General features: G+C 45.1%; 32 protein-coding genes and 3 pseudogenes. 23 read left to right on the forward strand and 12 right to left on the reverse strand.

Annotated features, from left to right (window positions below):
* Positions 1-63 precede the first annotated feature (63 nt).
* Positions 64-1,032, reverse strand: coding sequence for a DUF2268 domain-containing putative Zn-dependent protease (locus tag KNQ02_RS08290; protein ID WP_214807939.1), 969 nt, complete (start codon positions 1,030-1,032; stop codon positions 64-66).
* Between the two features lie 252 nt (positions 1,033-1,284).
* Between KNQ02_RS08290 and KNQ02_RS08295 the strand changes: the two genes are divergently transcribed.
* Both KNQ02_RS08295 and KNQ02_RS08300 read left to right on the forward strand, forming a co-directional pair.
* Positions 1,285-1,503, forward strand: coding sequence for a hypothetical protein (locus KNQ02_RS08295; RefSeq protein WP_214807942.1), 219 nt, complete (start codon positions 1,285-1,287; stop codon positions 1,501-1,503).
* Between the two features lie 74 nt (positions 1,504-1,577).
* Entirely contained in the window at positions 1,578-2,054 is a 477-nt protein-coding gene (locus KNQ02_RS08300) for a glutathione peroxidase (protein WP_214807945.1), read from the forward strand.
* An 83-nt stretch (positions 2,055-2,137) separates the two neighbouring features.
* Here the strand turns inward: KNQ02_RS08300 and KNQ02_RS08305 are convergent, their stop codons facing one another.
* A complete protein-coding gene (locus tag KNQ02_RS08305; RefSeq protein WP_214807948.1) occupies positions 2,138-2,602 on the reverse strand; it encodes a hypothetical protein in 465 nt (154 codons plus the stop codon).
* Positions 2,603-2,614: 12 nt separating this feature from the next.
* Positions 2,615-3,520, reverse strand: a complete 906-nt coding sequence (locus tag KNQ02_RS08310) for an EamA family transporter (RefSeq protein ID WP_214807950.1) — start codon at positions 3,518-3,520, stop codon at positions 2,615-2,617.
* 170 nt (positions 3,521-3,690) lie between these two features.
* Here KNQ02_RS08310 and KNQ02_RS08315 point away from each other — a divergent pair, with 170 nt between their 5' ends.
* The 7 genes and pseudogenes from KNQ02_RS08315 (at position 3,691) to KNQ02_RS15865 (ending at position 7,799) form a co-directional block, all read left to right on the forward strand.
* On the forward strand, positions 3,691-4,134 hold the full coding sequence (locus KNQ02_RS08315) for an SMI1/KNR4 family protein (protein WP_214807953.1): 444 nt from the start codon (positions 3,691-3,693) through the stop codon (positions 4,132-4,134).
* 219 nt (positions 4,135-4,353) lie between these two features.
* Positions 4,354-5,211, forward strand: a complete 858-nt coding sequence (locus tag KNQ02_RS08320) for an SDR family oxidoreductase (RefSeq protein WP_214765671.1) — start codon at positions 4,354-4,356, stop codon at positions 5,209-5,211.
* Positions 5,212-5,278: 67 nt separating this feature from the next.
* Positions 5,279-5,506, forward strand: coding sequence for a DUF2188 domain-containing protein (locus KNQ02_RS08325; RefSeq protein ID WP_088836900.1), 228 nt, complete (start codon positions 5,279-5,281; stop codon positions 5,504-5,506).
* Positions 5,507-6,064: 558 nt separating this feature from the next.
* A pseudogene (locus KNQ02_RS08330) lies at positions 6,065-6,580 on the forward strand (helix-turn-helix domain-containing protein); the annotation flags it as partial.
* 178 nt (positions 6,581-6,758) lie between these two features.
* Complete coding sequence (locus KNQ02_RS08335; protein ID WP_214804831.1) at positions 6,759-7,283, forward strand: DUF421 domain-containing protein; 525 nt, start codon at positions 6,759-6,761, stop codon at positions 7,281-7,283.
* A 72-nt stretch (positions 7,284-7,355) separates the two neighbouring features.
* Positions 7,356-7,550, forward strand: a pseudogene (locus KNQ02_RS15860) (helix-turn-helix domain-containing protein); the annotation flags it as partial.
* Between the two features lie 9 nt (positions 7,551-7,559).
* A complete protein-coding gene (locus tag KNQ02_RS15865) occupies positions 7,560-7,799 on the forward strand; it encodes a zinc ribbon domain-containing protein (protein WP_034801303.1) in 240 nt (79 codons plus the stop codon).
* A gap of 49 nt (positions 7,800-7,848) precedes the next feature.
* Here the strand turns inward: KNQ02_RS15865 and KNQ02_RS08345 are convergent, their stop codons facing one another.
* Positions 7,849-8,496, reverse strand: a complete 648-nt coding sequence (locus KNQ02_RS08345) for a DUF3885 domain-containing protein (protein ID WP_214807958.1) — start codon at positions 8,494-8,496, stop codon at positions 7,849-7,851.
* 137 nt (positions 8,497-8,633) lie between these two features.
* Between KNQ02_RS08345 and KNQ02_RS08350 the strand changes: the two genes are divergently transcribed.
* Positions 8,634-8,855 carry a DUF2188 domain-containing protein gene (locus KNQ02_RS08350; RefSeq protein WP_214765683.1) on the forward strand — a complete coding sequence of 74 codons (222 nt, stop codon included), beginning with the start codon at positions 8,634-8,636 and terminating at the stop codon, positions 8,853-8,855.
* A 16-nt stretch (positions 8,856-8,871) separates the two neighbouring features.
* On the opposite strand, the gene KNQ02_RS08355 is transcribed toward KNQ02_RS08350, so the two are convergent.
* On the reverse strand, positions 8,872-9,456 hold the full coding sequence (locus KNQ02_RS08355) for a GNAT family N-acetyltransferase (RefSeq protein ID WP_214765686.1): 585 nt from the start codon (positions 9,454-9,456) through the stop codon (positions 8,872-8,874).
* Positions 9,457-9,479: 23 nt separating this feature from the next.
* Positions 9,480-9,833, reverse strand: coding sequence for a hypothetical protein (locus tag KNQ02_RS08360; protein ID WP_214765689.1), 354 nt, complete (start codon positions 9,831-9,833; stop codon positions 9,480-9,482).
* Between the two features lie 170 nt (positions 9,834-10,003).
* Between KNQ02_RS08360 and KNQ02_RS08365 the strand changes: the two genes are divergently transcribed.
* The 3 genes from KNQ02_RS08365 to KNQ02_RS08375 are packed head-to-tail and all read left to right on the forward strand — an operon-like array spanning position 10,004 to position 13,471.
* Positions 10,004-11,995, forward strand: a complete 1,992-nt coding sequence (locus tag KNQ02_RS08365; RefSeq protein WP_214769532.1) for a hypothetical protein — start codon at positions 10,004-10,006, stop codon at positions 11,993-11,995.
* The gene (locus KNQ02_RS08370; protein WP_214765695.1) at positions 11,988-12,848 is read left to right on the forward strand and encodes an ATP-binding cassette domain-containing protein; all 861 of its coding nucleotides are present in this window, start codon (positions 11,988-11,990) and stop codon (positions 12,846-12,848) included. The genes KNQ02_RS08365 and KNQ02_RS08370 overlap by 8 nt, the downstream gene beginning before the upstream one ends.
* Positions 12,845-13,471, forward strand: a complete 627-nt coding sequence (locus KNQ02_RS08375) for a hypothetical protein (RefSeq protein ID WP_214801344.1) — start codon at positions 12,845-12,847, stop codon at positions 13,469-13,471. The genes KNQ02_RS08370 and KNQ02_RS08375 overlap by 4 nt, the downstream gene beginning before the upstream one ends.
* Positions 13,472-13,581: 110 nt before the next feature.
* On the opposite strand, the gene KNQ02_RS08380 is transcribed toward KNQ02_RS08375, so the two are convergent.
* Positions 13,582-14,160: a histidine phosphatase family protein gene (locus KNQ02_RS08380; RefSeq protein WP_214765701.1), complete on the reverse strand. Its 579-nt coding sequence runs from the start codon at positions 14,158-14,160 to the stop codon at positions 13,582-13,584.
* A 231-nt stretch (positions 14,161-14,391) separates the two neighbouring features.
* Between KNQ02_RS08380 and KNQ02_RS08385 the strand changes: the two genes are divergently transcribed.
* The 3 genes from KNQ02_RS08385 (at position 14,392) to KNQ02_RS08395 (ending at position 16,686) form a co-directional block, all read left to right on the forward strand.
* A complete protein-coding gene (locus KNQ02_RS08385) occupies positions 14,392-15,285 on the forward strand; it encodes a Cof-type HAD-IIB family hydrolase (RefSeq protein ID WP_214807960.1) in 894 nt (297 codons plus the stop codon).
* Positions 15,269-16,240: a LacI family DNA-binding transcriptional regulator gene (locus tag KNQ02_RS08390; RefSeq protein ID WP_214807962.1), complete on the forward strand. Its 972-nt coding sequence runs from the start codon at positions 15,269-15,271 to the stop codon at positions 16,238-16,240. The genes KNQ02_RS08385 and KNQ02_RS08390 overlap by 17 nt, the downstream gene beginning before the upstream one ends.
* Positions 16,241-16,326: 86 nt before the next feature.
* Positions 16,327-16,686, forward strand: coding sequence for a cupin (locus tag KNQ02_RS08395; RefSeq protein ID WP_214807963.1), 360 nt, complete (start codon positions 16,327-16,329; stop codon positions 16,684-16,686).
* Between the two features lie 49 nt (positions 16,687-16,735).
* On the opposite strand, the gene KNQ02_RS08400 is transcribed toward KNQ02_RS08395, so the two are convergent.
* The gene (locus KNQ02_RS08400; RefSeq protein WP_214807965.1) at positions 16,736-16,957 is read right to left on the reverse strand and encodes a hypothetical protein; all 222 of its coding nucleotides are present in this window, start codon (positions 16,955-16,957) and stop codon (positions 16,736-16,738) included.
* Between the two features lie 363 nt (positions 16,958-17,320).
* On the opposite strand from KNQ02_RS08400, the gene sstT reads away from it, so the two are divergent.
* The 5 genes from sstT (at position 17,321) to KNQ02_RS08425 (ending at position 20,129) form a co-directional block, all read left to right on the forward strand.
* Positions 17,321-18,592 (forward strand): serine/threonine transporter SstT, encoded by a 1,272-nt coding sequence (gene sstT, locus KNQ02_RS08405; protein ID WP_214807967.1) that lies wholly within the window; start codon positions 17,321-17,323, stop codon positions 18,590-18,592.
* Between the two features lie 330 nt (positions 18,593-18,922).
* Positions 18,923-19,180: a hypothetical protein gene (locus tag KNQ02_RS08410; RefSeq protein ID WP_214765727.1), complete on the forward strand. Its 258-nt coding sequence runs from the start codon at positions 18,923-18,925 to the stop codon at positions 19,178-19,180.
* A gap of 66 nt (positions 19,181-19,246) precedes the next feature.
* Positions 19,247-19,624, forward strand: a complete 378-nt coding sequence (locus KNQ02_RS08415; protein WP_214807970.1) for a hypothetical protein — start codon at positions 19,247-19,249, stop codon at positions 19,622-19,624.
* Positions 19,625-19,771: 147 nt separating this feature from the next.
* A complete protein-coding gene (locus KNQ02_RS15815; protein ID WP_214765733.1) occupies positions 19,772-19,897 on the forward strand; it encodes an ankyrin repeat domain-containing protein in 126 nt (41 codons plus the stop codon).
* Between the two features lies 1 nt (position 19,898).
* Positions 19,899-20,129: a hypothetical protein gene (locus tag KNQ02_RS08425; RefSeq protein WP_251131952.1), complete on the forward strand. Its 231-nt coding sequence runs from the start codon at positions 19,899-19,901 to the stop codon at positions 20,127-20,129.
* Between the two features lie 134 nt (positions 20,130-20,263).
* On the opposite strand, the pseudogene KNQ02_RS08430 reads toward KNQ02_RS08425, so the two are convergent.
* Positions 20,264-20,563: pseudogene (locus KNQ02_RS08430) on the reverse strand (helix-turn-helix domain-containing protein); the annotation flags it as partial.
* 40 nt (positions 20,564-20,603) lie between these two features.
* Here KNQ02_RS08430 and KNQ02_RS08435 point away from each other — a divergent pair.
* Complete coding sequence (locus tag KNQ02_RS08435) at positions 20,604-21,254, forward strand: hypothetical protein (protein ID WP_214807973.1); 651 nt, start codon at positions 20,604-20,606, stop codon at positions 21,252-21,254.
* Positions 21,255-21,337: 83 nt separating this feature from the next.
* Here KNQ02_RS08435 and KNQ02_RS08440 read toward each other — a convergent pair whose 3' ends face one another.
* Positions 21,338-22,243 (reverse strand): TerC family protein, encoded by a 906-nt coding sequence (locus KNQ02_RS08440; RefSeq protein WP_214769467.1) that lies wholly within the window; start codon positions 22,241-22,243, stop codon positions 21,338-21,340.
* Positions 22,244-22,388: 145 nt separating this feature from the next.
* Between KNQ02_RS08440 and KNQ02_RS08445 the strand changes: the two genes are divergently transcribed.
* A complete protein-coding gene (locus KNQ02_RS08445) occupies positions 22,389-23,132 on the forward strand; it encodes a class I SAM-dependent methyltransferase (RefSeq protein ID WP_214769464.1) in 744 nt (247 codons plus the stop codon).
* 14 nt (positions 23,133-23,146) lie between these two features.
* Here KNQ02_RS08445 and KNQ02_RS08450 read toward each other — a convergent pair whose 3' ends face one another.
* Together KNQ02_RS08450 and KNQ02_RS08455 are read right to left on the reverse strand one after the other, a co-directional pair.
* The gene (locus tag KNQ02_RS08450) at positions 23,147-23,425 is read right to left on the reverse strand and encodes a winged helix-turn-helix transcriptional regulator (protein WP_214807976.1); all 279 of its coding nucleotides are present in this window, start codon (positions 23,423-23,425) and stop codon (positions 23,147-23,149) included.
* 13 nt (positions 23,426-23,438) lie between these two features.
* Entirely contained in the window at positions 23,439-24,389 is a 951-nt protein-coding gene (locus tag KNQ02_RS08455; protein ID WP_214807979.1) for a TIGR03571 family LLM class oxidoreductase, read from the reverse strand.
* Positions 24,390-24,396 lie beyond the last annotated feature (7 nt).

Here is a 24,396-nt window from a genome sequence, read left to right on the forward strand (position 1 = left end):
TTGTATTCACCGAACCTGACTCAATTGAATCTGTGCTCTTTTCACTACTATTTTGCTTACGCATCACTCAAGAAGATCCTGGTACTTGTAGCCTTTTAAAATATCGTGTTGATTTGCAAATGTCCAGTCCGATATGGAACGGTCAGGATTCGTTTTAAAGTAATGATCCATGACATCCCGTCCTAAGATGTAGTTACTCCATTGGGGAATGTCCTTTTGGTGGTTACCGCCTACAACTTCTTCATAAGTAGCTTCACCGCTTTCAATCAGACTTGCTACATGTTTCTTGGTCTTGTCATCCATTCGGACGTTCCATGGCGTTGAAACGTCTTTGACGACACGATCGGCAAAGGCATCGGCCTTGCCTTCGGTGATGATTGAATCAAGAATCGCATTCATTTTATATTCAGGTGTATCATGAAGGATCAAGTGATGGTATTCATGCGCGATTGAATAGGCAAGTATATTTTTATCGAAGTTTGTATCGAGATACAGAATGAACGTGTCTTTATATGCTGCGCCGAATACTCCCTTCATGGATTCACTCATAGAAAAATACTCCGAGTTGGCAGGTGCGATGAAAATCGTACTTTTCTTTTTAGGAAGTACCTTATTTGCAGCGGTATAGTTTTTTATGATGATGTCTTTGATTTCGTCATGGTGTTTCATCAATTCGTTTGTCCGATCCACCAGATCTTGCTCGTAAGCAGTTGATTGCAACATGAAGTAGCCTTTTAAACTGGTCGTATCAAAGTTTTCTTTCTTTCCGATCTCATCTATGTAACCAAGAACATATTTTGCGTAATTTTTTACATCCATTTCTGAAGTATCGGCTTTAAGAGATGCCTTCAAATACGTTTGATATGGCGTGTACAGCGGCACGATGTTTAATTCACTATCCTTACCGATTTTCACAGTTTCCGATTTGAATTCTTTACTTTCAGAATGTGTCACTGCTTTTTCTTTTTCATCTGAACATGCGGATAACAGAAGGAACGGGACACAGAGCAAAGGAACGATTACTTTTTTCAACGGGATGACCTCCATCAGTGTTTAGTATGTTGTCAATATGTAGGAATGAACGCTTCAGTGAACGTAAGCTCAATGTAGTGAAGCGACATTACTTTATACGGTAGACCGTTGCATAAGGTTTCGAAAATTCCTTTTATTTACAAAAAATATGATGTGTCAAATTATTTTGAAAACTAATCAAATAAGAAATTATCGAAATCGTGAAACCTGCTTTGAGAAGAAGAAGTAGAAGAGGGCAAAGGGGATGATGAGATGGTACGCTGTACAAATTGTGACTACAAGTGGAAGACGAAAGACGTACTGGCTGTCGGCTTTGCGAAGCATGGCAAGCCATGCCCAAACTGTGGCGAGAAGCAGTATCTTTCAAAAGATACGCAGCATTATCTGTCGCTCGGATATGTCAGCATGTTTTTTTTACTGATCATGCCGTTCGTCATTAAGCTGAGTGACCGGGAAGAATCTGTCTGGTAAGCAGCTCGCCGCGTGTTCAAAAAAGACGGAGTTTTTCTAGCGGCGTATACTGACGGAAAAGGGGGTGCGACGGGATGCCATCACTCTATGAGATTGAGGTGAAAGACGCAACCGGACAGACCGTTTCATTACAAGATTACGCGGGAGAGGTACTTCTCATTGTCAATACAGCGAGCAAATGCGGGCTCGCCGGTCAGCTCGGAGACTTGCAACGGTTGTACGACACGTATGCCGAGCAAGGCGTTCAGGTGCTTGGTTTCCCGTGTGATCAGTTCAACCGTCAGGAATTCGCCAATCAAGAGGAAACGATGCAGTTTTGCCAGCGGAATTACGGCGTGACGTTCCCGATCTTTCAGAAGATTGACGTCAACGGCCCGGCAGAACACCGATTGTATACGTACTTGAAGCAGCAACAGGGAGGACTGCTTTCGTCAACCATCAAATGGAACTTCACGAAGTTTCTCGTCGACCGTCAAGGGCGGGTCGTTAAGCGGTTTGCCCCGGTCGATTCAATCCAGACGATTGAAAAAACACTGGCGCGCTATGTATAATGAAACCACGTCCTGTCCGGCGCAAGCCGTCGGACAGGCGTATCGCATCACCCTACCTTTGGCGAGGTAGGGCTTTTTTTATGTCAACTCTGCTTTGGCAGATTAAAAGAATGTCTGACGGTAAAATCACTCATCTTATGACCAAGGTCCGTAAAGACCGGCGGACGCGGGGACAGGACATGAAAGTCTTGTTCGAATGCCCGGATGGCGTAGTGGGTCCCGTCGCGCGACGGATCACGCTTCAAGCCCATCCAGGCCGTCGCAAAGGTCAGAAGTGCCGAGTCCTGATACAGGGTGAGCGGAACCGTACTGAACTCCAGTCCGTCATCCAGTTCATGCAAATCCGACGACCGGAGTAAGACACAATCTGCTTCAAACAACAGTTCAAAATAATTGCAGGAATAGTCACCGATGAGCACCATGATTTCGTCCGTATGGCCGCGAAAATAAAGTGCTAACCGATCGCTGTTTTTCTCATCTATGACTAAGTGATCAAGTGCAATCTGATAGTCTTCCCGGTACAACAGTTTCTCAAATGTGATGTGCATGACTATTCCTCCTTAAGAGTGTTTTTCTTTAGCAAGTTCGAGGATATCCGATTGACGTAAAGAACGCGACGACCAGATGAGTAATCCGATGCCGCAGAATAAAAGTAAAATGCCGATCCAAGACAACAGGCTGAGCGTTTCCCCGAGGACAAAGACACCGAGTAAGGCAGCGGTCAACGGTTCACCAAGAGACAGCGTGACGGCAGTCGAAGACGAGACATGCGCGAGCCCTTTTGCGAACAAGAGATAGGCAAGACCGGTCGCAAAAACTCCGAGATGCAGACTGATACCGGCACCGCGCAGACTGAAGACCCATGACAGGTCGAACAGGAACAGGAGCGGCGACAACAGGACGGCGCTGAGCGTAAAGACGACGGCGACGACCGACAGCGGCGGATGGGTTTTCACCAGATCCCGGCTGACGAACGTGTAGGCGGCGAAGGAGAGTCCGGCACCGAGAGCGAGCAAAATGCCGAGCGGATTGACCGAGACTGCCGCTTGATTCATGACGAGCAGCAAACAGCCGGCAATCGAAAGTAATGTCGACAGCCACCAAATCGTACCGGGACGATTTTTTAAGACCAACCATTCAATGACTCCGGAAAAAATCGGCGCACTGCCGATCGCGACGACCGTTCCGACGGCGACACCGGTCATGAGAACAGCGGAAAAGAACAACGGCTGATAGGCGGCCATGCTGAGGGCGGCTAGAAAAATCGTCTGTAGCGGCCAAGCTTTCAGCGTCAACTTTCCCGTCAGTAAGACGAGACACAGTAAAAAGAATCCGCCGACCGCTAATCGGACGGCGCCGATTGCAATCGGATGAGCCGCTTCCGGCGCAAAGGCTTGCGACGTGCCGGTCGTGCCCCACAGCATCGCTGCGAGTAAAATCAGCAACATCGACGATTGTTTCTGCATGGTTCACCTCCAAATGAATCGGTGACTGATGTGAAACAGGCACCGTTATGATTAGAAAAAGAATACCACAGAAACAGGAAAGACGAATCACCCAAATTATTGGTAAAATGGTAGAATCGAGGAAGACGTATCAGCAAACCTCAGATAGAGATACAAAAAGGATGGAGATCATGAATCAAATCGCAGTTGTCCTAGATGGACTCAAACAGAAAATCAACCACGGATCGACATTCATCCAGCGCAGTTACAATTCAATCGGTCAAGCCACGTTCCATCTGCCAAAACCGGTCAGACCGGAAACACTTCAAGCGTTCCAAGCCGAGTTCGAGCAACCGTTACCAAGTGAATACCAGACTTTTCTTGAACTGCATGACGGAGCAAAACTGTTTATGTTAGGTGACGAGGGGCTGGTCTTGTATCCACTCGAAGAAGTAATTGAAAAGACGATTGAGGCCAAGGAAGACGGTCTGATTGATGAAGACTATGGTCATTACTGGATCATCGGTGAACAGATCGCGAAACGAGTCGAACATCCGCAAACCCAAATCATGCGGTATGACGGCTACCGGGCCTTTGCAGAACAATTGCCACGCCCTTTACCGGGCTGGGAGTAGGAAATGATTTGCGAAAAAGTAGTGATTTTTTAAAATAGTCATTTAACAAGTAAACAGATTGAAGCACGGCGTGTAAGGGAAATACTCACTATCATCCGGATAGGTTTAGTAGTGAAAAGATATTCTGTTTCTTATTTGAGACTCGATTCATTTTGGGATTTTTACTACGTTTAGTCTGTATTTTAAGAAACAGTTAAAAAACGCGAAGGAGGAGAAAAAATGAAAATAGCAATATCGGCTGCGAATGGTAAGTTGGGAAAAGCAATAATTAAAGAAGCGGTCTCGCTATTACCTAAAAGCGATGTGATCGGACTAGCGCGAACGCCTGAAAAAGCAATGGATATTGGGATTGAAGTACGTCCTGGCGATTACGACGATCTGGAAGCATTAGAGAAGTCACTTCAAGGGATTGATGTGTTGTTACTTGTATCCGGTATGGATGCACCTGATAAGAGGGTAATTCAACACCGCAATGTCATTCGAGCTGCTAAAAATAGCGGTGTCAAGAAAATTGTCTACACTAGTATACAAGGAGCAGAGGAGGGGACTGCATTTTCACCAATTGTTAAGAGTAATCGACAGACTGAACAAGATGTAATCGATAGCGGGTTAGAGTGGGTTATTGGGCGCAATGGAATATATATTGAACCCGATGTTGAATACATCGACTCCTATATTAAAGAAGGTGGCATTCGAAATTGTGCAGGCGACAACAGATGCGGCTATACGACAAGAACTGAACTGGCTTATGCGTATGCAAAAATGATGATAGAAGATAAGCATGATTCTAAAATATACAATCTTCATGGCGAAGCCATTACTCAATACGAACTTGCAAATTATTTGAGCAATGCTTTTGATGTCGATTTAACTTACACGTCAATCAGTGTGGAAAAATTTAAAGAAGAACGAATTGCCGAGTTAGGTGAATTTATTGGAACAGTTGTGGCTGGAATTTATCAAGGAATCAGAGAAGGTAAGTCAAACAACACGAGTCACTACTTTGAAGCGGCAGGTAGATCTCATCAATATTGGAACGATTATTTTAAAAGTTTCAGACAAGAAAATAAAAATTAAACTTAAAGGGTACTTTCTATAAAAGCATTTTTTTGCAAGAGAATTTTTAACGATAGGAAGTGAACTCATGACGAAACAAAATCAGCATGTCACACCACATCCGGATGGTGGATATCAAGTCAAAGCGGCAGGGGCTTCCAAAGCCACAAAACGTTTTTCGACGCAAAAAGAAGCTATTGCCGCAGGTCGTGAAATTGCGAAGAAGCAACAGGTAGAGTTAATAATTCATAACAAAGAAGGTCAAATCCGCGATCGGGATTCTTACGGAAATGATCCTTTTCCGCCACGTGGATGACCGAAGTTTGGTAGAACTGCACAATAAAGCACGTCCATACAAACTGGACGTGCTTTATTGTGCAGTATTTTTCGTGTGTGATCTCCTTTGAGTGCGCCACTTAAATTTAAGAAATACTTCAAAGATGAGAGTTCATGGTGTATGAAAGGAAATTACTTTGTTAACACGGGTGAAATGACTGTCTACACTGTATCTAGTCCTTCAGCCGTCACCCGAAGTCCTTTGACGTTGATTTCAAAATCGACAGGGTCTGTACCAAATATGATCGTATTTTGACCAAGTTCTTTACCATTATTATCAGAGAACACAATTGTCGTCTTGTCGTCAGGCTTAGCATAAGCAATGTAATTAGGATTATCAGATAACGCCTCTTCCGTTAAGAGAAAGCTGACCAAAAAATTTTTATTCGAAGAGCACGGTGACGTCTATCTGACAGTTTTTCAAAATTAGGCGAGAATACGCCCACTTTTAAACGATCCGCGTGAAGCCCGAGTGAAAAGTGGGAGATGAATCGCTAACCACTCTTTCGGGTATATACGTTGCAAGGAGAGGAACATCATGTTGACACACAAGGCCTACAACTTCAGAATATACCCGACAAAAGAACAGGAAATCCTGATAGCGAAGACCATTGGTTGTTCGCGCTTCATCTTCAATTACTTCTTATTGAAGTGGGATGAGACATACAAAATGACAGGAAAAGGACTGTCTTACGGTTCTTGTTCGGAAGAAATTCCGATGTTGAAGCAGGCGTTCGACTGGTTGAAAGAAGTTGATAGCACGTCTATTCAAACGAACGTCAAACATCTTGACGGTGCTTTTGACCGCTTCTTCAAGAAGCTGAACGAACGGCCACGCTTCAAGTCAAAGTGCAACCCTGTTCAATCGTATAGGACGAACATTCAGGGCAAGTCTCAACTTCCCGAAGACGGGCTCATCCGTCGGCGTCGATGTCGGACTCAAGACCTTCGCCATCCTGTCGAACGGCACGGTGTACAAGAATGACCGTTTTTTTTTCGTTAGCTTGAGAAAAAGCTGGCGCGTGAGCAACGCAAGCTTTCTCGTCGTCAACGGTTGGCCTTGGATAAGAAAGGAAAACTTTCCGCATGCTCGAATACAAAGCGGAATGGTACGGCAAGACCTTAACCTCTAAGCGAAACGTAGGTAGAGGTAGTTCAATTTGAGCCTTTCCACGACAGACTGAACTAACGGTTCAGTAGCATGAAATTTTGAAAAGACAGGGGATGACTAAATGTTTTCAATAACAATAGAGAGTTTTATACGCATTACCACTGTAGGATTTTTAGCTTATATCAGTCTAATAATTTTTTTACGAATTTCTGGGAAGCGGACATTAACTAAGTTGAACGCTTTCGATTTAGTGATTACAGTCGCACTTGGTTCTACTTTATCTACTATTTTACTTAGTAAGGATGTCAGTTTATTAGAAGGATTGACTGCACTTACTCTATTAATTTTAATGCAATTCATAATGACATTCATAGCTGTTCGTTTTGAAAAATTCAATAAACTCATTAAGTCAGAACCACGATTGCTATATTTAAGAGGCGAATTTCTTGAAAGGGCTATGAAAAAAGAAAGAATCAGCAAGAACGAAATCTTACAAGCCGTGCGTAATAAAGGAATCGGGGGATTAGAGGAGGTGAAAGCTGTTGTTCTTGAAACAGACGGTAGCTTATCAATTATTAAAGGAGAACTAGAGGATACTTTACCAGAATTAGGCGGAAAAACGCCCACTTCTAAACGATCCGGATGAAGCCCGAATGAAAGTGGGAGATGAATCGCGACCCTCTCTTTTAGGTATATCCTTTGTAAGGTGGTGAACATCATGTTGACACAGAAGGCCTACACATTCAGAATCTATCCGACAAAAGAGCATGAAATCCTGATTGCGAAAACCATTGGTTGTTCGCGCTTCGTCTTCAATCACTTTTTAGCGAAGTGGGATGAGAGGTATAACACGACAGGTAAGGGACTGTCTTACGGTTCTTGCTCAAAAGAACTCCCGTTGTTGAAGCAGGAGATCAACGAAATGCCGAAGACGGGCTTGTCCGTCGGCGTCGATGTCGGACTCAAGACCTTCGCCTCTAGTCAACTGTGCTCCAGTTGCGGACATCAACACAAAGATGTGAAACATCTTGGCTTGCGTGAATGGACGTGCCCGAGTTGTGGCATCCACTACGACCGTGATGTGAACGCAGGACTGAACCTCAAACAAGAAGCTGAACGCATCTTAGCTTCTTCAACCGTCGGGACGACGGGGGTAGCCTAATCAATTTTCGACCATTAGGTCGGATTCCTGAGTTGTGCAATACATGAACTTACTGCGTGTCAAAGCAATTAAGAAAGCCTTCTGATTGGTCAGATCTATATTTTTCGTGCAGACGATAAAAGGTCTCTTTCTCATTGAGCAGAATGAAACAACCCCGGTCGTCAAAAATATACAGGATGATGTCTTTGGCAGGGTTGACGAAAAAAATTTCAGGATAGTACGTCTGTCTCGACTTAAAGCGGGGATACAATTCAGGAAAGTCCTGATTGCAGATTGCTTGAAGCAACTTTTTATAACGAATGGACTGTCTGCTCGGTAATAAGCGGGCGTATTGGTAAATGACTTCTTCCTCATCGCGGACAGCCTTTTTTTCGAACTCAAGCGCGTATCGATTCTTGTTATTTTTAAGATAACGCTCAAAGATCTCCGTACTTTTCGCCGGAGGAGACTGGACTTCTTTTCTGACACGTACAATGAGGTACAGACGGTCGTCTTCCTGAAACAGATCTTCAAACAAGGCGAGGGATTTTTGATAGACCTTCTCAAAGTAGGCCATATTCAGTTCATCGGAATCCTCCTGTATTTGGTAAAGTCCTTTTTGCAAGTCGAGACTGAGTGTCAGTGGACGCTCCGCAAAAGATTCTTCCAAAACATCTGGATTGTCGAAGTGAATGTGGAAATAATCGTTTAGTTTCATAAAGTGTTCCTTCCTTGGCAGTTGTTGTGTACTTTCCTATTATATTTAAGAACGTCTCCGGATGAATGAAGATTTCCAGTTAAGGGTATCAAAGATAGAATCAAAATAAAACAATCCACTCAAAAGGAAGTGAATGCATGGCGAATCAGCATGTTACACCACATCCGGATGGCGGTTATCAGGTCATTGCGGAAGGGGCATCGAGAGCAACGAAGCGATTTCCGACACAAATAGAAGCGATCGCAGCCGGACGGGAAATTGCGAAAAAACAACAGGTCGAGCTGATCATTCATAACAAGGAAGGTCAGATCCGCGATAAAGATTCATACGGCAATGATCCGTTCCCGCCGCGTGGGTAAACGCAAAAACACGTCGCTAGTATAAGGACGTGTTTTTATTGTGGATTGAGCCGTCCTGCCATTCTGTCTTCAACAAGGAATACATATACAAATCATCGAACTGTCCGCGTGTCTTCTCGTATTGACGCAACAGTCCTTCCCGCTTGAAACCAAGCCGTTCGAGCAACCGTTGAGTGGCCGTATTGTCCGGCAGAACAAGCGCTTCGATCCGGTTTAAGTTCCATTCATTAAAACCGTGTGCGAGTACGGCTCGAACGGCTTCTTGTGCCAGTCCTTTACCCCAGTGAGCAGGACTCAGTTCAAAGCCGAGTTCCGCCCGCTGATGCCGGGAAGAACGGTTCAAGAAACCGCAACTGCCGATGATGTCAGGAGTCGCATGTTCAGTGATGCCCCAGCGGAGACCGGTCTGTTCTGTTCGGATGGCGTGATACCAGTTGATTTCGTCCAACGCATCGGCTTCCGTTTGGAAGGGAGCGAGCCCTATCGGTTTAACGACACGTTCATCAGCGAGATACGTCAGTAGACTCGGAGCGTCGAGCGGTGTCACCTCGCGGAGCGTCAGTCTTGTGGTTTGCAGGATGGGGAATGGAGAAGTAGTCAAAGTAATCCCTTCCTTCCATGGATTTAATATAATCCGGTCATGGTCAGCTTCAGAAGCATCGATACAATGTATTCTTTGGCGATTGTTTCGTCGCTGAACTTCTTTTGGTCAAACGTCATGCCACGTTCCCGAAAAAACGTGTACCACGTACCGTATTCTTCATAATAATGAAATCCGTCCAGCAAACGATTGGATTCGGTCGAAGATGGTTCAGGTATACCGTGTACCGCCGTATAAGCCAAGACTTCCGCTCGACTGACAGTAAAAACGTCTGCGTAGGAATGATTTCGCATATTCGGGACACCAAGTGTTTCACAGGCGAACTGTAATGGATTTCCGTACAGCAGGACTTCAATTTGTTTTTTATGATCAATCACTTGTCTCGACTCCTGTTCTGAAAACATGTATTGATTTTGCGACCAAAATACATTTCCATCATTTTAACATTTGATTAAGATTAAAACCATATAGTGGTAAAATAGATAAGAGACAAAAAGAAAAATCCTACTCTTTACCATGGTTTTTATGTAATAAGAGGGGGGCAATCATGAAAAAAATTATCTTAGGCGAACTGCTAAAATTTTATGGAAAACAGATGGGGACGAGCCTGTTTTACATAGGGGCATTACTGGTGTTTCCTTTTAGTGTTCTCATGAAAGTTGTTGCCGATATTCGTGAAACCTATACCTATATGGACTTTGCTAGTTTACTGGATGGGCTCGTCATCCCGATGCAGGGAATCATGTTATTGGTTGCCGTCTATATGTACCGACTTGTCGCGGATGAAATCCAGTACCGACAAAGCATTCTTTTTCCAGACATCGTCCGGATTCAGTATCAACGCGTGATAGCAATACTCATGAATCATGCTCTGTTTACCGGTATGGCTCTTTTGTTTGGTGCCACAGGAATGTTTGTCTATTTTCATCAGGAACAAGTTCCGTGGTCTAGCTTCCAACTGGACATATTACGGCACATCTTGATTTTTTATTTTCTTCCACTTGTCCTCGCAGCCTTATGGGGAATAAATTGTGCGATGATTTTCGGGAAACAAAAAATTGGAATGCTTGTATTGGTTCTCATCTGGGTGTTCCTCGGACCTCTGAATACCGAGTTCTTTTCTGCTTATTTTTATGAAGGTGGATTGGAAGGAGACCGCAGTTTTCTGTTTATCGGTCCTTTGCAACCTGGTAGTGTATATGTGCCGCTCGTTGGATATCTTGGAAACCAAGCATTACTGTTGAAAATCTTCATTCACATCGTGCTTCAAAGTATCATTCTGTTTCTGTTAATTGGTCAGTGGCACCTCAGATTGTCACGACAATGGATGACAGTAGTCATTTCATTACTCGTGCTTTGCCTGCTGATCATAATCTCACCTTATGCGCTGGCGAACAACCAACAGACCTTTGACCGGAGTCACGATGCTGAGCTAGCCCAACATTATAAAACACCTTATCGGTTTCAGCCGAATCATAAAAATTTGGACTATACGATTCAAAAGATGAATTTAACTTTAAATCCTGTCGAAAATCAGATAGAGACGGAGGCGGAACTGAAAATCCAGTCAGATCAGGCGCATATTGTCTTGTCTTTATGGCACGAGTACCACATCACATCCGTATCAGCCGGACAAAAAAAGTTGCAGTATAAACAGTACGGCGACTTTATTAGCATGTCGCTTCCTCCGCAGGCACGAACGCACACCGTGACGATCCGTTATCAACTCCACAACAGTCCTCATTTTCCGGTGACAGAGGAAGAATGGTATCTGCCGGCGACGACAAATTGGTACCCGGCCCGCCAAGTTGAGCCCATCAATCGTTTAGGCGTGGAGACGCTTGATCTGATTGTTGACCGATCTAATCTGATGAATGTGCGAATCACAGGTGAGTTGCCGAATGATCTCGTATCGAATTTAACAAGACAGGATGAAAATACGTACATAGGACGAGTATCAGGTGTGACGTTGCTTCGTGGGAACCTGTCGACCTATGAAGCTAGAGGGATCCAGATCGTAACGGATTCTTCCTGGTCCAATCCTTCGACTTATTGGTTGCCGGTCGAACAGGTACTGAAACATACAAATACAGTTATTCGGCGCACGTTTGGGAAAAAAGTGATTTTTCCGGATAAGGTGGTGCTTATTTCGCCGAACCTTGAGCGAAACAGTTTCTGTGATAGTCATCATTTGTTGTTGCAAGTGGGGACTAACCTCAGACTGGATCAAAGTTTAAATGAAGTGATTGCGGCCTATGTACCGGGCTTGATGTGGTCTGAGACATCAAGCCACGTCAAAATAGATCCAAAGTGGAAGCTGTTTAATGCCGCACTTGCCTACTGGTTGCAAATCGAACTGAAACTCGAACCGATTGAGATTGATTCATTTTATCTTCAACAAACCGGACGGGATATGAAGCAACTTAACGGTTGGATCAAAATGTTTTCTGATCGCAGTCATGACCAGCAGTTGGTGCTGTTACAGAAATGGTACCGTGAGTTGAATGCCAAGCAGAAGGGAGGGAACAGGGATGATTGAAGTGCAACATCTGTCCAAGTCTTACCGCAAAAAACACATTCTGCATCAAGTCTCGCTAGAAATCGAAGGTATCTATGGATTGCTTGGTCCAAACGGAGCCGGGAAAACAACATTAATGAAAATGCTCTGTGGATTGACGTCGATTACCGGCGGACAGATTGTGATTGACGGTCAATCCGTTGTCCGGAGAAAGTATGCCGATGTTTCCGATCGAGTCGGTTTCCTACCGCAAGATTTTAATGTCTATCCGACTTTAAAAGTGGAAGAAGTACTTCTTCATTTTGCTTTATTGCAAGGAATCATGGAGATGAACCAGCGGCAGGAACGGGTGGAGGAAGCATTGAGACGCGTCAATCTGCAAGACAAAGCACAAACACGGATGAATGAGTTGTCCGGAGGGATGCGGCGTCGGGTCGGTATTGCGCAACTGTTGTTACGGAAACCGGAGATTTTAATTTTTGATGAGCCGACAGCTGGTTTAGATATCGAAGAACGGATTCGTTTTCGTAATCTGTTACATGAGTTGGGGGTAGACCACACGATTGTCATCTCCTCGCATCTCGTCGAGGACATCGAGTTCCTCTGTACAAAGATTGGGATTATCAAAGGTGGCTCCGTCCAGTTTGAAGGTACTCCGACCGAGTTAAAAGCACAAGCGGTTGGCTACCTCGGACAAGTTGACGTCATGGCAGAGGATCTTGGAAGGTGGATGCAGGATGAGCGTGTCGTACATTTAAATGAAAAAGGGGACGTCGTGGAAGTACGTTTTTTAGAAGACGAGGCGACTGGCATTTCTACAATCGAACCGAAGTTAATGGATGGCTACTTGATAGTCATGCGACGTGCTATATGAAGAAAAGGCAGATTCTCCATCACTTATTTATGTTCGATTGGAAACTGCACGGCGTCGCTGCATTACTTCCGGTGCTGGTCTTCCTTGTGTTGGAGGTGTCTGCGTTATCGGATTGCCTGACGTCCGGAATTCAAATCGTTCATACCGTGTTTATTCCGTGTGTGGCGTGGACCATTATGTTACACCTCCAACCTCTATTTGAAGAAGGAGCGTATCACACGTTAGTTTTGCAGTATCGAAAGTGGATTTGGATAGACGCAGGCAGGTTTTTCCTCGTTTATTTTGGTGGATACATCGTGTTGATGGCGACAATTCTCGAATTAGATTTTAGCGCATTGCCATTTCTTGTATATGTTCATCATATCTTGTTGCTGTTGTTATTTTTATTTGTCGGGATGAGTCTGATGTTGTGGACTCAGAAGTTTGAATACGCGCTCGCCTTAATCTTGATGTACACCTTATTAGAAATCGTCACAAAAGGACAGTTCATGCCATGGCCACACGTTTTTCAGCTCGATGTTAATCTGACCGATCCTCTTTACCAATCCAAAGTTCAACGGGTTGGTGTTCTGACAATCCTTTTTGCCGGATTGTCGGGTATTCGATTATGGCAACGATCTTAAACGAAAACCGACTACCAATTCTTGCTCTTAAAGTTCTTCCGTCTCGACAATTTACCAGACAGAATCAATCCGCCGGAACAACCGATTTTGCTCGAGTTCATCACGTCTCATCAATCGTAAAGAGATAACGTGATGCGTGACATGTTTACGAGCTCTGTTCCTTTAAAGGTAAGTTGATAGATATCCGGCTTTGTCGTTTGGCGAAGAAAATTAAAATCGTACATAGCATCAAAGTGGTGAAAAATCGCAGTCATGATGAAACCGTGCGTGCCGATGACGAGCCGTTTTCCAGCGTTCTTTTGCAAAATCAACATCAATGCCTGAATTCCACGGTGCTGACAGGATTGAAATGTTTCCGAGCCGTCGCGAGAAAAATCGTGATCAGTAAACATCTGTTGGACGAGCGGATAGACGTCAGCTTGCGGCATCGTCTGGTGTTGTCCGGAAAAGGCACATTCCCGTAAGTTTTCTTCAATCAAGATGTCTTTCCCGAAATAATGCGCTGCCGCTTCAATCGTCAACAACGAACGCTGATAGGGACTGGAGAAAAACAGATCAATCTTTTTATCCTTTAAGTAGGTTGTGACGTGTTGTGCAGCCATTTGTCCGCCATCAGTTAAACCTCGTGTTCGTTCATCCAAATCGGTTTTCGGAGATTCAGCGTGCCTTACAAAGTAAACAGTTGTCATAGAAGCGGAACCCGCCTTTCTGTGATGGAGTAAAGTGATTGGTGAGGTAAAAATTAAAGGATACAGCTGACAAAGCAGATTAAAGCCCTACTTGAGTAATTATGAGCCATTTCACAAAAAAGAGACATTCATTTTAACCTATGTGGAATGGGAACAAAGAGGTTGCTCTGGGATGCGTTTCAGAATCTATACTGAAGACGAACAGTACATTATCCCGCAAGGAGGAACACCATGCGCTTATTTGCCATTGATTTAGACGGCACGTTGTTACACTCAACTCATATAATTTCAGAACGAAATGTCTCAGCGGTCAAGCAATGCCAGAAGAATGGAGACATCGTCGTGATTGCGACAGGACGTGCCGCGTTTGACGCAGCGCACCTGTTACGGATGCATCAGCTTGACTGTCCGATCATCGGTTCAAACGGAGCTGAACTCCGGGCAGAATATGAAGGAACAACGATACGGAAAAATATTTATGTTCCCTCTGATGAGAGTGAAGCCATCTTGAACTGCTTGCTGAAGCAGAACGTATATCTTCAAATTTACTTGGAAGATGAAATTCTGATGACGTATGACGCGACGGATCAGTTGATGAAAAAAATCAAAGAAGAACAAGGAACCAATCCGTCGTTTCAAGCTGACAAATTTCTTAAATCCGTGCACCCTCAATTGACGCAGTATGGCGTCCGGGAAGTAACGTATTTCTCTGATGTCAATTTCACGCAAGTCATGAAATTCATGATTGTCAGTCCGAAAGCAGTCGTACTTAAACAGATTCAAAATGACTTGTCGTCACGAAACTGCACCGTTACAAGCTCTGGCCCATTTAACCTTGAGGTGACTGCGAGCGGAAGTGATAAAGGAATGGCGTTGCAACAATTTGCTGAACGGATGGGAATTCTACTGACAGCAACCGTAGCGATCGGCGATCATCACAATGACTTGCCGATGTTTCGGGTGGCCGGGACAAGTATTGCGATGGGGAATGCGGAAGACACCGTTAAACGACTGGCGACTTACAAGACAGGACATCATGATGACGATGGAGTTGCCATGGCGTTAGAAACGTTCCGTTCGATTCAAGTCGGACATAAAGGAGTACAGGATGGCAAATATTACTGAAATCGCAAAGGAAGCCGGCGTTTCCCGCTCGACGGTCTCCCGTGTGTTGAACAATCAGCCGTATGTCATTGCTGAGAAACGGGAGGCCGTCTTACGGGCAATGAAGCAACTGGATTATCGGCCGAATCAAAATGCGGTTCATTTGTCGCGTGGCAAAACAAATGTCATCGGTGTGATGGTTCCGCAAATCAACCATCCGTTTTTCAGTCAACTGATCGAGGGCATCGGTATTGCCTGTGCCGAACAGAACATTTCGATGCTGATTCATCAAACGTTTAATGACAGGAAACAGGAACAGCTGTCGTTTACACAACTGCGGCATAAACAAATCGACGGGCTGATCATCGGATCGTCAGTCAGTCCGCCGGAAGTACTTGAGCGTGTTCGACGCGATGGTCCGGTCGTAATCTGCGAACAGCGGGAAGAAAGTCTCGCGCAGGTCGCTGTTGATCATCAAAGCGGAGTCTTAGCAGTGTTATCTCATTTAGTGGAACGGGGGCATTCTTCTCTCGGACTGTGTCTCGGAAATCCGGCGAGCGGAGTTGGTTTGATTCGCCGTCATGCTTTCGAAGCGTTCGTTCAGGAACACGGACTACTCGTTTCGCCGGATTGGTATTTTGAGGAGAACTATTCCTTTGCCGATGGACAAAAGGTCATGAATCAGTTGTTGACGCTCACAGACCGACCAACGGCGATGATTGTCGGCAACGATCATGTCGCTGCCGGCATCATTCATCAGGCGAAACAAGAAGGTATTAAAATTCCGGATATGCTTGCTGTGACCGGTTTTGACAATCAGGCGATTGCGGAGGCAATGGGGATGACCACCGTTGCCCAACCGATTGAACGACTCGGAAAAGAAGCAGTCCAATTGCTCGATCAGTTGGCTCGGGGAAAAGAACTTCCCGTCAGTCAGCCGATGCCACTCGAACTGATTGTGCGTGAAACGACATGATACTTGAAAGTTGTAAAGCTCATAAACGTAGCGGTTGATCTTCGCAAAGCCGTCGTACTCAAAAGTGGTTGGTCAGGGAGGATTATATGGAAATCTATCAATTTAATAAAGAAGTGGGTAAGAAAATTACAAAGTTCGACTCTGATTTTGTGATGTCACGTATTACACAGACAGACAAAGTAGCACATATCGGATGTGTGCATTTAGATGAGGATGGATTAATCGGTTATCATCAGGCTGTTGTTTCTCAGCTTCTTGTAGTTGTAAACGGAGAAGGCTGGGTCAGAGGTGAGACGGATGAATATATCAAAGTTCATAGTGGGGAAGCCGTATTCTGGGATAAAGATGAATGGCATGAAACTAAAACAGATACAGGGTTGACTGCAATCGTTATAGAAAGCGAAGAGCTAATCACTTCATCATTAACATCTTTGAAGAAAATATAAGTGTTAACTAAATATGAAAAACTTTTAAAACCATCCTAGTTCAGTTACTTTACATAAAATGCTTTCGTTTGTACAGTTTATCTTCAATCCACAGCCAAACTCGGGTGCCGAGGTACACATTTCCGACCGTGACGACAAAGAGGATACCGAGCATGATGATGCCGCTCTGATCAAAAGTAAGAAGCGATTGGAAGATTGTAAAGACGGCGATTAACAGAAGTGGGACGGTAATACTGAGCCAAACAGAAAAAAATAAAAGTGGTTTCCACATACAAATCTTCCTTTCGTCTTTCATTTCTTCTTTTAGTATATGACGAATTTTAATATTAAGTGCAAAATTTAACGAAAAAAAAGAAAAGCCAAGGGAGGATGTCTCGTAACGAGAGGGTCTTCCTTTTGTATTTATGCAACCGATTGCATCCGTATTCGATTAAAGCAGCAGATTAAATGAATCGTTTCTCTTGCAAAAAACTAGTTTTTATTTCTTAGGTTTTGTGTAAAAATAGAGGACAACAAACTGAGAGAATTTTTAGAAAAATGAACGAATAGATTATCTAATTTTTTGGATAAAAGAGAAAATCGTCGTTTTTCAAATTCTAAATAATTTATTTGCTTTAAGCCTGGAGGGGAAAGTATGAAAGTGTTGAAGATGTGGAACCAAATCAGTTTAGTGAAACAAATTGCAATCGGCTTGATTCTTGGTATTATTTTAGCTGTATCGATTCCTGAAGCCGCAAAATCCTTAACGATTTTTGGGACACTGTTTGTTTCCGCGTTGAAGGGAGTTGCACCGGTCCTGGTCTTCTTCCTCGTCATGGCGTCGATTGCCCAGCATAAAAAAGGACAGCAGACGAACATGAAGTCAATCGTCTTCTTGTATCTTCTCGGTACGTTCTTAGCAGCAATCGTGGCAGTCGTGTTTAGCTTCCTGTTCCCGGTAGATATTACTCTGACTCAAAATACAGAAGAACTGACTGCTCCGGGGAATGCCGTCGAAGTTCTCCGGACGCTCGTCTTGAATGTGGTCGACAATCCAGTCAACGCGTTAATCAATGCGAACTACATCGGTATTCTAGCATGGGCCATCGTCTTAGGGTTAGCGCTTAAAAATGCTTCGGATACGACGAAGACGTTCATCTCGAATTTCTCGGACGCGATCGCTAAAGTGGTCGGATGGATCATCAAGCTCGCTCCGCTCGGTATCATGGGGCTTGTCATCGGAGCGATCACGGAAAATGGTCTCAGCTCTTTGCTTAGTTATCTCAATTTATTACTCGTCTTGATTGGTTCGATGCTCGCTGTTGCACTGATCATCAATCCGCTGATTGTATTCATCAATGTTCGTCAAAATCCTTATCCGCTTGTCTTCAAATGTCTTCGTGAGAGCGGCATTACGGCTTTCTTCACACGGAGCTCGGCAGCAAATATTCCGGTCAACATGGAACTCTGTAAGAAGCTTGGCCTTGATAAAGAAACATACGGGATTTCCATCCCGCTCGGTGCGACAATTAACATGGGTGGCGCGGCAATTACGATTTCCGTCTTAACGCTCGCAGCGGTAAATACGTTAGGCATCCAAGTCGATCTTCCAACAGCGATCATCTTAAGCGTCCTGGCTGCGGTCTGTGCGTGCGGGGCTTCCGGTGTCGCAGGCGGATCACTCCTCCTGATTCCGCTCGCATGTAGTCTATTCGGTATTTCAAATGATATAGCGATGCAGGTTGTAGCCGTCGGTTTCATTATCGGAGTCTTGCAAGATTCGTTTGAGACAGGTCTTAACTCTTCGACAGACGTTCTGTTTACGGCGACAGCTGAATTCAAAAAACGTTTAAAAGAAGGGGAACAACTGTCAATCAACCGATCGGTCATGGCTGCAGAAACAGCTGAAAAAGTCGTCAATAGCTGACTCGATTGTAAATAGTATCGGTGATGCTACAAAAAAAGGTTAAAACCACCCGAATGGGATGTGTTTTAACCTTTTTTCTTTAGACGGATCGGCCAGCCTTGATTGACATGGATGTCGTATTCCAAGAATGGGTGTTGACAGGGCCGCTCAACGTTAGCGTGAGGAAATGGTATCGGTAGGGAGCATCATCTGCCTGAGTAAAATATTTGGGTTTTTTTTCATAAATGAAACTTAATAAAGGAAAATATCGTATTTGTTAGTAGTATAATGTTTTTATGAAACGAACCGAGCTACTAATAGAACACGATACATATCTTGGAGGAAATATTTATGACCTTACCATTCATCGGTCTTGTTGCCGGTCTCTTCTTATTGATAGTAGGAACGTACTTCATCCGGTCGAAGCATGCGAAGCAGACGCCGTTAGAGGGAAATGGGAGTTACGTCGACAACATCGATTCATTCGTGTTCGGCATTCTACTCTCAATCGGAACGATCATTTTTTGTTCGTTGACCGTCAGACAGTACGGTTATATATGTATCGCAGGAGGACTGTTCGTACTGTACTATGTCAATTCTGTCTGGTAAACGATTGAGATGAGGAATTGACTCATTTTGGAAGTAGTACATAAATCGAAGTAAAGGGAGAGCACAATGATTCAATTATTAAAACAAATCGACAATCAAGTGCACCACATCGTCTATCACCAGGAAGGACGAATATTGTTTTACCGGGAAGGGATTGCCCGCAAAGAACAGATAAAGAATAGTGAAGACATGATGGAAATCAATGAAGAGTCGTCGACTGTCCGCGTACCCTGTCGAAATACGATTGTCGCCTATCGTCAGAAAAAAGAATGGATTCGTGAGAAGCTGGAAGACGGCTATATGCGCTCAACGTTTTCGCAATCAGAAGCGATTGAATACCGCGCAGACCGACGGATCATTCAATTACGCATGTTGAGCGCTGTTCTCGTCATGTTGAGCGGGTTACTGACGCTGACAGGTATCTTGCCAATCCCGGGTATATGACGCTCGTCGTTCTGATGATTTTCTATCCGACGCATCTCGAAGGGAAATCAGTACGTGAGCGCTTTTATCGCTGGTCAGGAGTACTTTTCCTGTTTGCGTTAGCTGGCTCATCGCTGATGCTCGTCAGTCAGTATGGTCTTGACGGACATGCTGGCACACGGTGCAGAGCGGGATCATCAGGATGCAAAAGGGCGAACGGCGCTCGACTTTGCATTGAAACACCGGTATTCGGAAATCATTAAGCTGTTACAAACCATACATAGGGGGAAATAAGATGAAAAAATGGATTGGTCTCATTATTCTTGTACAAACGATCTTGTTTGGCATGCTGATTATCCAACTCGACAAAATGACAGACACGATTGCGGAAGCAGGCGCATATATCGCTACGAATGAGGGGGATCTTGTTTGGGGAGGCGGTCTTCCGGTAATGGATTATGTCTTATTTGGCATCTTGATCATTGTCGGCATCTATCTCCTCATCCCGGAAGATAAATTAAAGTGAAAACGGTTAAAAAAGTGTAGGTCGACTCAGATGTCAAGTGATAAAATAAAGAATGGGATATTTATCCTTATATATACTTAATTTAAAAGGGTCGGTTCATATGAAAAAAGTAACATTACGGAATGTGTTAGCAAGCGGTGTCGTTCGTTCTGCTTCTTGAAGAAGCGGTCAAAGGCATTAACAAGATGTTTGACGTTCGTCTGCACAGACATGCTATCGACTTCCTTCAGCCAGTCGAACGCCTGCTTCAACAACGGAAGTTCTTTTGAACAAGAACCGTAAGACATTCCTTTACCTGTCGCTTTATACGTCTCATCCCACTTCGCTAAAAAGTGGTTGAAGACGAAGCGCGAACAACCGATCGTCTTCGCAATCAGGATTTCCTGTTCTTTTGTCGGGTAGATTCTGAATTTGTAGGCCTTGTGTGTCAACATGATGTTCACCTCCTTACAACGGATATACCCGAAAGAGAGGGTGGCGATTCATCTCCTACTTTCACTCGGGCTTCACCAGGACCGTTTAGAAGTGGGCGTATTCTCACCTGATTTTGATAAAAAAGTCGAGTCGTATAAAAAAGACTATGCAGCTGCGGTCAAAGAAGTCAAAGCACTTAAAAAATTCATTCCTGAAGTGAACACGGCGAAGGAGAAAAAGATAACGGATCGACGTGTCGCGTCCTTAAAGAAAGAGACGGCGCGCTTGAAGACGAAATCAAAAGCGTTGTTGAAACAGGGCCAAGCTCTGTACAAAGTCATCACAGACTATGAGCAACAACAAGTTCTCTCGTTTGAAAGCCAGTACGGTTCAATCAGCGAAGCGTTGACGCTGATCAGCTACCGGGACTATCTCACGCGCTTGGACAACTATTTAACGGAAAATCATTACAGCAAGGATGCAAAAGCGGATATTATCGACCTTAACAGTGAACGGATGTTAAACGCGCGGGAAGAATCGTCAGAACGGTTAGGGGACACGCGTGGCAAGATGTTCCTGTTGATTTACGCCGGTAAATTCGAAGAAGCGAACGAACTCTTTATGTATGCGAAAGACACGATCGTCGTCGAGGAAAACGCCCGATTAGACGCGTTGTACACGAAAATCATTGAACGGTACATGAAGAAGTAAGTATATAACAGCATCCTGCCGGGATGCTGTTTTTACGTAAACAAACAGGAAAGGAAGAATCATTCTCCCTTTCCTGTCATCGGTTATTTTCCTGGCTTCGTCTTGTAGAAGCTGTAGAAGACGCTGATCAGGATGACGAGGACGATCGTACCGAGCGACATCCAGAGTGGCATTTTGTAGACATCACCGAGAATCATCTTCGCCCCGATGAAGACGAGCATGAAGCTGAGTCCGTGCTTCAGGTAGTAGAAGCGGTCGATCAGGTTCGCGAGGACGAAGTAGAGACTGCGAAGGCCGAGGATTGCCATGATGTTCGCATAGAAGATGATGAACGGGTCACGCGAATAGGCAAAGCTTGCTGCGACCGAGTCGACGGCGAAGACGATATCCGAGATTTCGATAAAGATCAACGCGATCAACAGCGGTGTGAAGAACAATTTGCCGTTGATCCGCTGCGTAAACTTACCGGACGAGATGTCCTGTGTGATCGGCAAACGTTTTTCAAGCCAACGGACCGTCTTGTTCTCTTCAAGCGACGTTTCCTGCCCGATGTTCTTAAACATCATGTAACCGGTGTAGACGAGGAACGCACCGAAGATGTAGTAGACCCAGGCGAAGTTCTCAAGGAGCGATACCCCAGCGACGATGAAGATGACGCGGAAGAGGATGGCACCGAGAATGCCCCAGAACAAGACTTTGTGCTGATACTTCAACGGAATCGCAAAGTACGCAAAGACGAGTGAGAAGACGAAGACGTTATCAATCGCAAGTGCCTTTTCGATGAAATAGACGCTCGTGTACTCAATGGCAGCGTCGCTTCCTTGCGCATAAAATAACCAACCGCCAAAGGCAACGGCGAGTCCGATCCAGACGAACGTCCACGTCCAGGCTTCGCGGAGCGAAACCTCATGGGCTTTCCTGTGAAATACGCCAAGGTCCAATGCGAGCATGATGAAGACGATCGCTAAAAATACAATCAATAGTGTCAACAGCGCTTCCTCCTTTTAAGTGGTGTTCTGTTCATATTTAAATTATAGGTTCAAATGAACTTAAAGTAAAGAAGGAAGTGTGCTGCTTTTGTTTATAAAATCAATCAGACACTTTTTCGTCTTAAAATCAAAAGGGGAGATTGGTATGGAAAAAACAAGTGCCATCAACAAAACCGCCTGGGAATACCGCGCCTATGAATTTTGGAATCAACGCGATGGGACGCCGGCGGACAAGGCGAAAGCAATCAGGAACGACCCGAAAGCGAGTCTGAAGAAACATCAGCACTTGTTTAAAGAGGTTACCGGCAAAAAAATTGCCAATCTCTGCGGATCGAACGGGCGCAAAGCGGTTCCGCTGGCGTTACTCGGTGCTGACGTCACGGTCTTCGACATCTCGGAAGAAAACCGCCGTTATGCGCTTGAGCTTGCCGCCTGTGCCGGGACGCACCTCGAGTATATCGTTGGAGATATCTATGAAATTAATTTGAAGACGTACCGGCATCAGTTTGATGTCCTGTATCTTGAAGGCGGGACATTACATTATTTTCATGATCTGGAGGCGTTCGCGGCGATTTTGTTTGCCTTGCTCAAGCCGGGCGGGAAGCTGATTTTAAGCGACTATCACCCGATCAAACATTGTATTGATGAAGACACGTACATCCCGCGTTATTTCGATCAGGATGTGTACGAAGACAAAATCGCCTATCAATCACATTTTGATCCCGCTGAGCAAACGGAGTTTCCGAAAGTGATGCTGCGGCACTATACGATGAGTGAGATCGTAAACACGGTCATCCGGAACGGCTTCACCCTCGCACAATTGGACGAGCACCGGGGCTGGAACGGCGAAAACATCCCGTGGGAATTCACGCTCGTCGCGACGACATAAAACCCGGCATCCATTTACGGATGCCGGGTTTGTTTTTCGATGGCGTGAAAGATGGGCTGCAAACTCTCGCCGATTGGTGTCAGACGATAGATGGATGCCGGTCGTTCGATGACTCCGCGTTGTTCGAGTTGCGCGAGACAAACGGTCAACTCAGGTGTGGAATGTGCTGATCCGACTGCTGTCAGTTGTTCGAAGGAACAGAGAGCTTGCAACAGCACCCGAATAATCTGCATCTCGAACTTGGTCCCGAGGATCTGGACCGTATGGTCAAGTGCGCGTATATCAGATATCATGTGATACACCTCCTCAACGTAACGGCGGGAAGTGCGGCAAAACATAGGTTCCGAGTTCATCAATGACCTCTTCCGCCGGTCGTTCACTGTCGAACAGGGCGAAGAAAAGGTGGTTGACACCTAGGTCACGGTAGAGATGGAGCAGTTCAATCAAACGATTGCGTCCGATTCGGAATCCAAGTCGGATCGGTGTCGGTTCTTCATCCGGATCAGCAGATAGATCGAGATGCATTGGCATCGAAAACGGGCGGAAACGGGTCATTCCGGCGTCTTGACTCGTCTGGCGCCAATCCTCAATCGCTTTTGCTTGTTCCAAAGGTCCTTGCGGATAATACATCCAGCCGTCCCCGTTGGTTGCAAGCCAGTCCATGTTTTGTTGGGCAAACCCGGTAATCATCGTCGGAATCCGCTTCTGTGGTCGCGGCACGAGTGTCGCACCGGTGACGTCGCCGTACTCAGACTGAATCGTCGGGTAGTCCGTATACAATGCTTGCTCCATCACGCGTAACGCTTCTTTAAACTGGACACCCCGACTCGGATGATCAATTCCGAGACCATGAAAATCCGCTTGCCGGTCGCCGGACGAAACACCGAGTATCAGCCGTTCCGGGAACAGTGCGTCAATCGTCGCGAGTTCTTTGGCAGCCCGTAACGGGTGACGGAGCGGCAGGACCAAAGCAGATGTTCCGAGGGCAATCTGTTTCGTCTGACTGAGTAGGTGAGTACCATAAATCAACATGTCATAAATTTGACCGACGGCAGGATCAAGAAAATAAGGATCTTTCAACAGCACGTCGCGTAACCAAAGGGTTGTAAAACCAAACTGATCGGCTTTTTGTGCCAGCTCGATTTGTTTCGCGAGGGTCGGTGTCTGCATCTTAAAATTCTCCAGCGGAATGTGGAGACCGAGCGTCAGCTCACCTTCCCGGTACATCCGCCGGTAACTGGCATGATTGTCAAACATGAAATTT

The sequence above is a fragment of the Exiguobacterium sp. s102 genome (assembly GCF_018618635.1).
GTDB classification, from domain to species: Bacteria; Bacillota; Bacilli; order Exiguobacteriales; family Exiguobacteriaceae; genus Exiguobacterium_A; species Exiguobacterium_A oxidotolerans.

Excerpts from the sequence above, each read along its gene's own strand:
- KNQ02_RS08295 (WP_214807942.1), top strand. The coding sequence starts at position 1,285 with ATGGTACGCTGTACAAATTGTGACTACAAGTGGAAGACGAAAGACGTA.
- KNQ02_RS08300 (WP_214807945.1), top strand. The coding sequence starts at position 1,578 with ATGCCATCACTCTATGAGATTGAGGTGAAAGACGCAACCGGACAGACC.
- KNQ02_RS08305 (WP_214807948.1), bottom strand. The coding sequence starts at position 2,602 with ATGCACATCACATTTGAGAAACTGTTGTACCGGGAAGACTATCAGATT.
- KNQ02_RS08310 (WP_214807950.1), bottom strand. The coding sequence starts at position 3,520 with ATGCAGAAACAATCGTCGATGTTGCTGATTTTACTCGCAGCGATGCTG.
- KNQ02_RS08315 (WP_214807953.1), top strand. The coding sequence starts at position 3,691 with ATGAATCAAATCGCAGTTGTCCTAGATGGACTCAAACAGAAAATCAAC.
- KNQ02_RS08320 (WP_214765671.1), top strand. The coding sequence starts at position 4,354 with ATGAAAATAGCAATATCGGCTGCGAATGGTAAGTTGGGAAAAGCAATA.
- KNQ02_RS08325 (WP_088836900.1), top strand. The coding sequence starts at position 5,279 with ATGACGAAACAAAATCAGCATGTCACACCACATCCGGATGGTGGATAT.
- KNQ02_RS08335 (WP_214804831.1), top strand. The coding sequence starts at position 6,759 with ATGTTTTCAATAACAATAGAGAGTTTTATACGCATTACCACTGTAGGA.
- KNQ02_RS15865 (WP_034801303.1), top strand. The coding sequence starts at position 7,560 with ATGCCGAAGACGGGCTTGTCCGTCGGCGTCGATGTCGGACTCAAGACC.
- KNQ02_RS08345 (WP_214807958.1), bottom strand. The coding sequence starts at position 8,496 with ATGAAACTAAACGATTATTTCCACATTCACTTCGACAATCCAGATGTT.
- KNQ02_RS08350 (WP_214765683.1), top strand. The coding sequence starts at position 8,634 with ATGGCGAATCAGCATGTTACACCACATCCGGATGGCGGTTATCAGGTC.
- KNQ02_RS08365 (WP_214769532.1), top strand. The coding sequence starts at position 10,004 with ATGAAAAAAATTATCTTAGGCGAACTGCTAAAATTTTATGGAAAACAG.
- KNQ02_RS08370 (WP_214765695.1), top strand. The coding sequence starts at position 11,988 with ATGATTGAAGTGCAACATCTGTCCAAGTCTTACCGCAAAAAACACATT.
- KNQ02_RS08375 (WP_214801344.1), top strand. The coding sequence starts at position 12,845 with ATGAAGAAAAGGCAGATTCTCCATCACTTATTTATGTTCGATTGGAAA.
- KNQ02_RS08380 (WP_214765701.1), bottom strand. The coding sequence starts at position 14,160 with ATGACAACTGTTTACTTTGTAAGGCACGCTGAATCTCCGAAAACCGAT.
- KNQ02_RS08385 (WP_214807960.1), top strand. The coding sequence starts at position 14,392 with ATGCGCTTATTTGCCATTGATTTAGACGGCACGTTGTTACACTCAACT.
- KNQ02_RS08390 (WP_214807962.1), top strand. The coding sequence starts at position 15,269 with ATGGCAAATATTACTGAAATCGCAAAGGAAGCCGGCGTTTCCCGCTCG.
- KNQ02_RS08395 (WP_214807963.1), top strand. The coding sequence starts at position 16,327 with ATGGAAATCTATCAATTTAATAAAGAAGTGGGTAAGAAAATTACAAAG.
- KNQ02_RS08400 (WP_214807965.1), bottom strand. The coding sequence starts at position 16,957 with ATGTGGAAACCACTTTTATTTTTTTCTGTTTGGCTCAGTATTACCGTC.
- sstT (WP_214807967.1), top strand. The coding sequence starts at position 17,321 with ATGAAAGTGTTGAAGATGTGGAACCAAATCAGTTTAGTGAAACAAATT.
- KNQ02_RS08410 (WP_214765727.1), top strand. The coding sequence starts at position 18,923 with ATGACCTTACCATTCATCGGTCTTGTTGCCGGTCTCTTCTTATTGATA.
- KNQ02_RS08415 (WP_214807970.1), top strand. The coding sequence starts at position 19,247 with ATGATTCAATTATTAAAACAAATCGACAATCAAGTGCACCACATCGTC.
- KNQ02_RS15815 (WP_214765733.1), top strand. The coding sequence starts at position 19,772 with ATGCTGGCACACGGTGCAGAGCGGGATCATCAGGATGCAAAAGGGCGA.
- KNQ02_RS08425 (WP_251131952.1), top strand. The coding sequence starts at position 19,899 with ATGAAAAAATGGATTGGTCTCATTATTCTTGTACAAACGATCTTGTTT.
- KNQ02_RS08445 (WP_214769464.1), top strand. The coding sequence starts at position 22,389 with ATGGAAAAAACAAGTGCCATCAACAAAACCGCCTGGGAATACCGCGCC.
- KNQ02_RS08450 (WP_214807976.1), bottom strand. The coding sequence starts at position 23,425 with ATGATATCTGATATACGCGCACTTGACCATACGGTCCAGATCCTCGGG.
- KNQ02_RS08455 (WP_214807979.1), bottom strand. The coding sequence starts at position 24,389 with ATGTTTGACAATCATGCCAGTTACCGGCGGATGTACCGGGAAGGTGAG.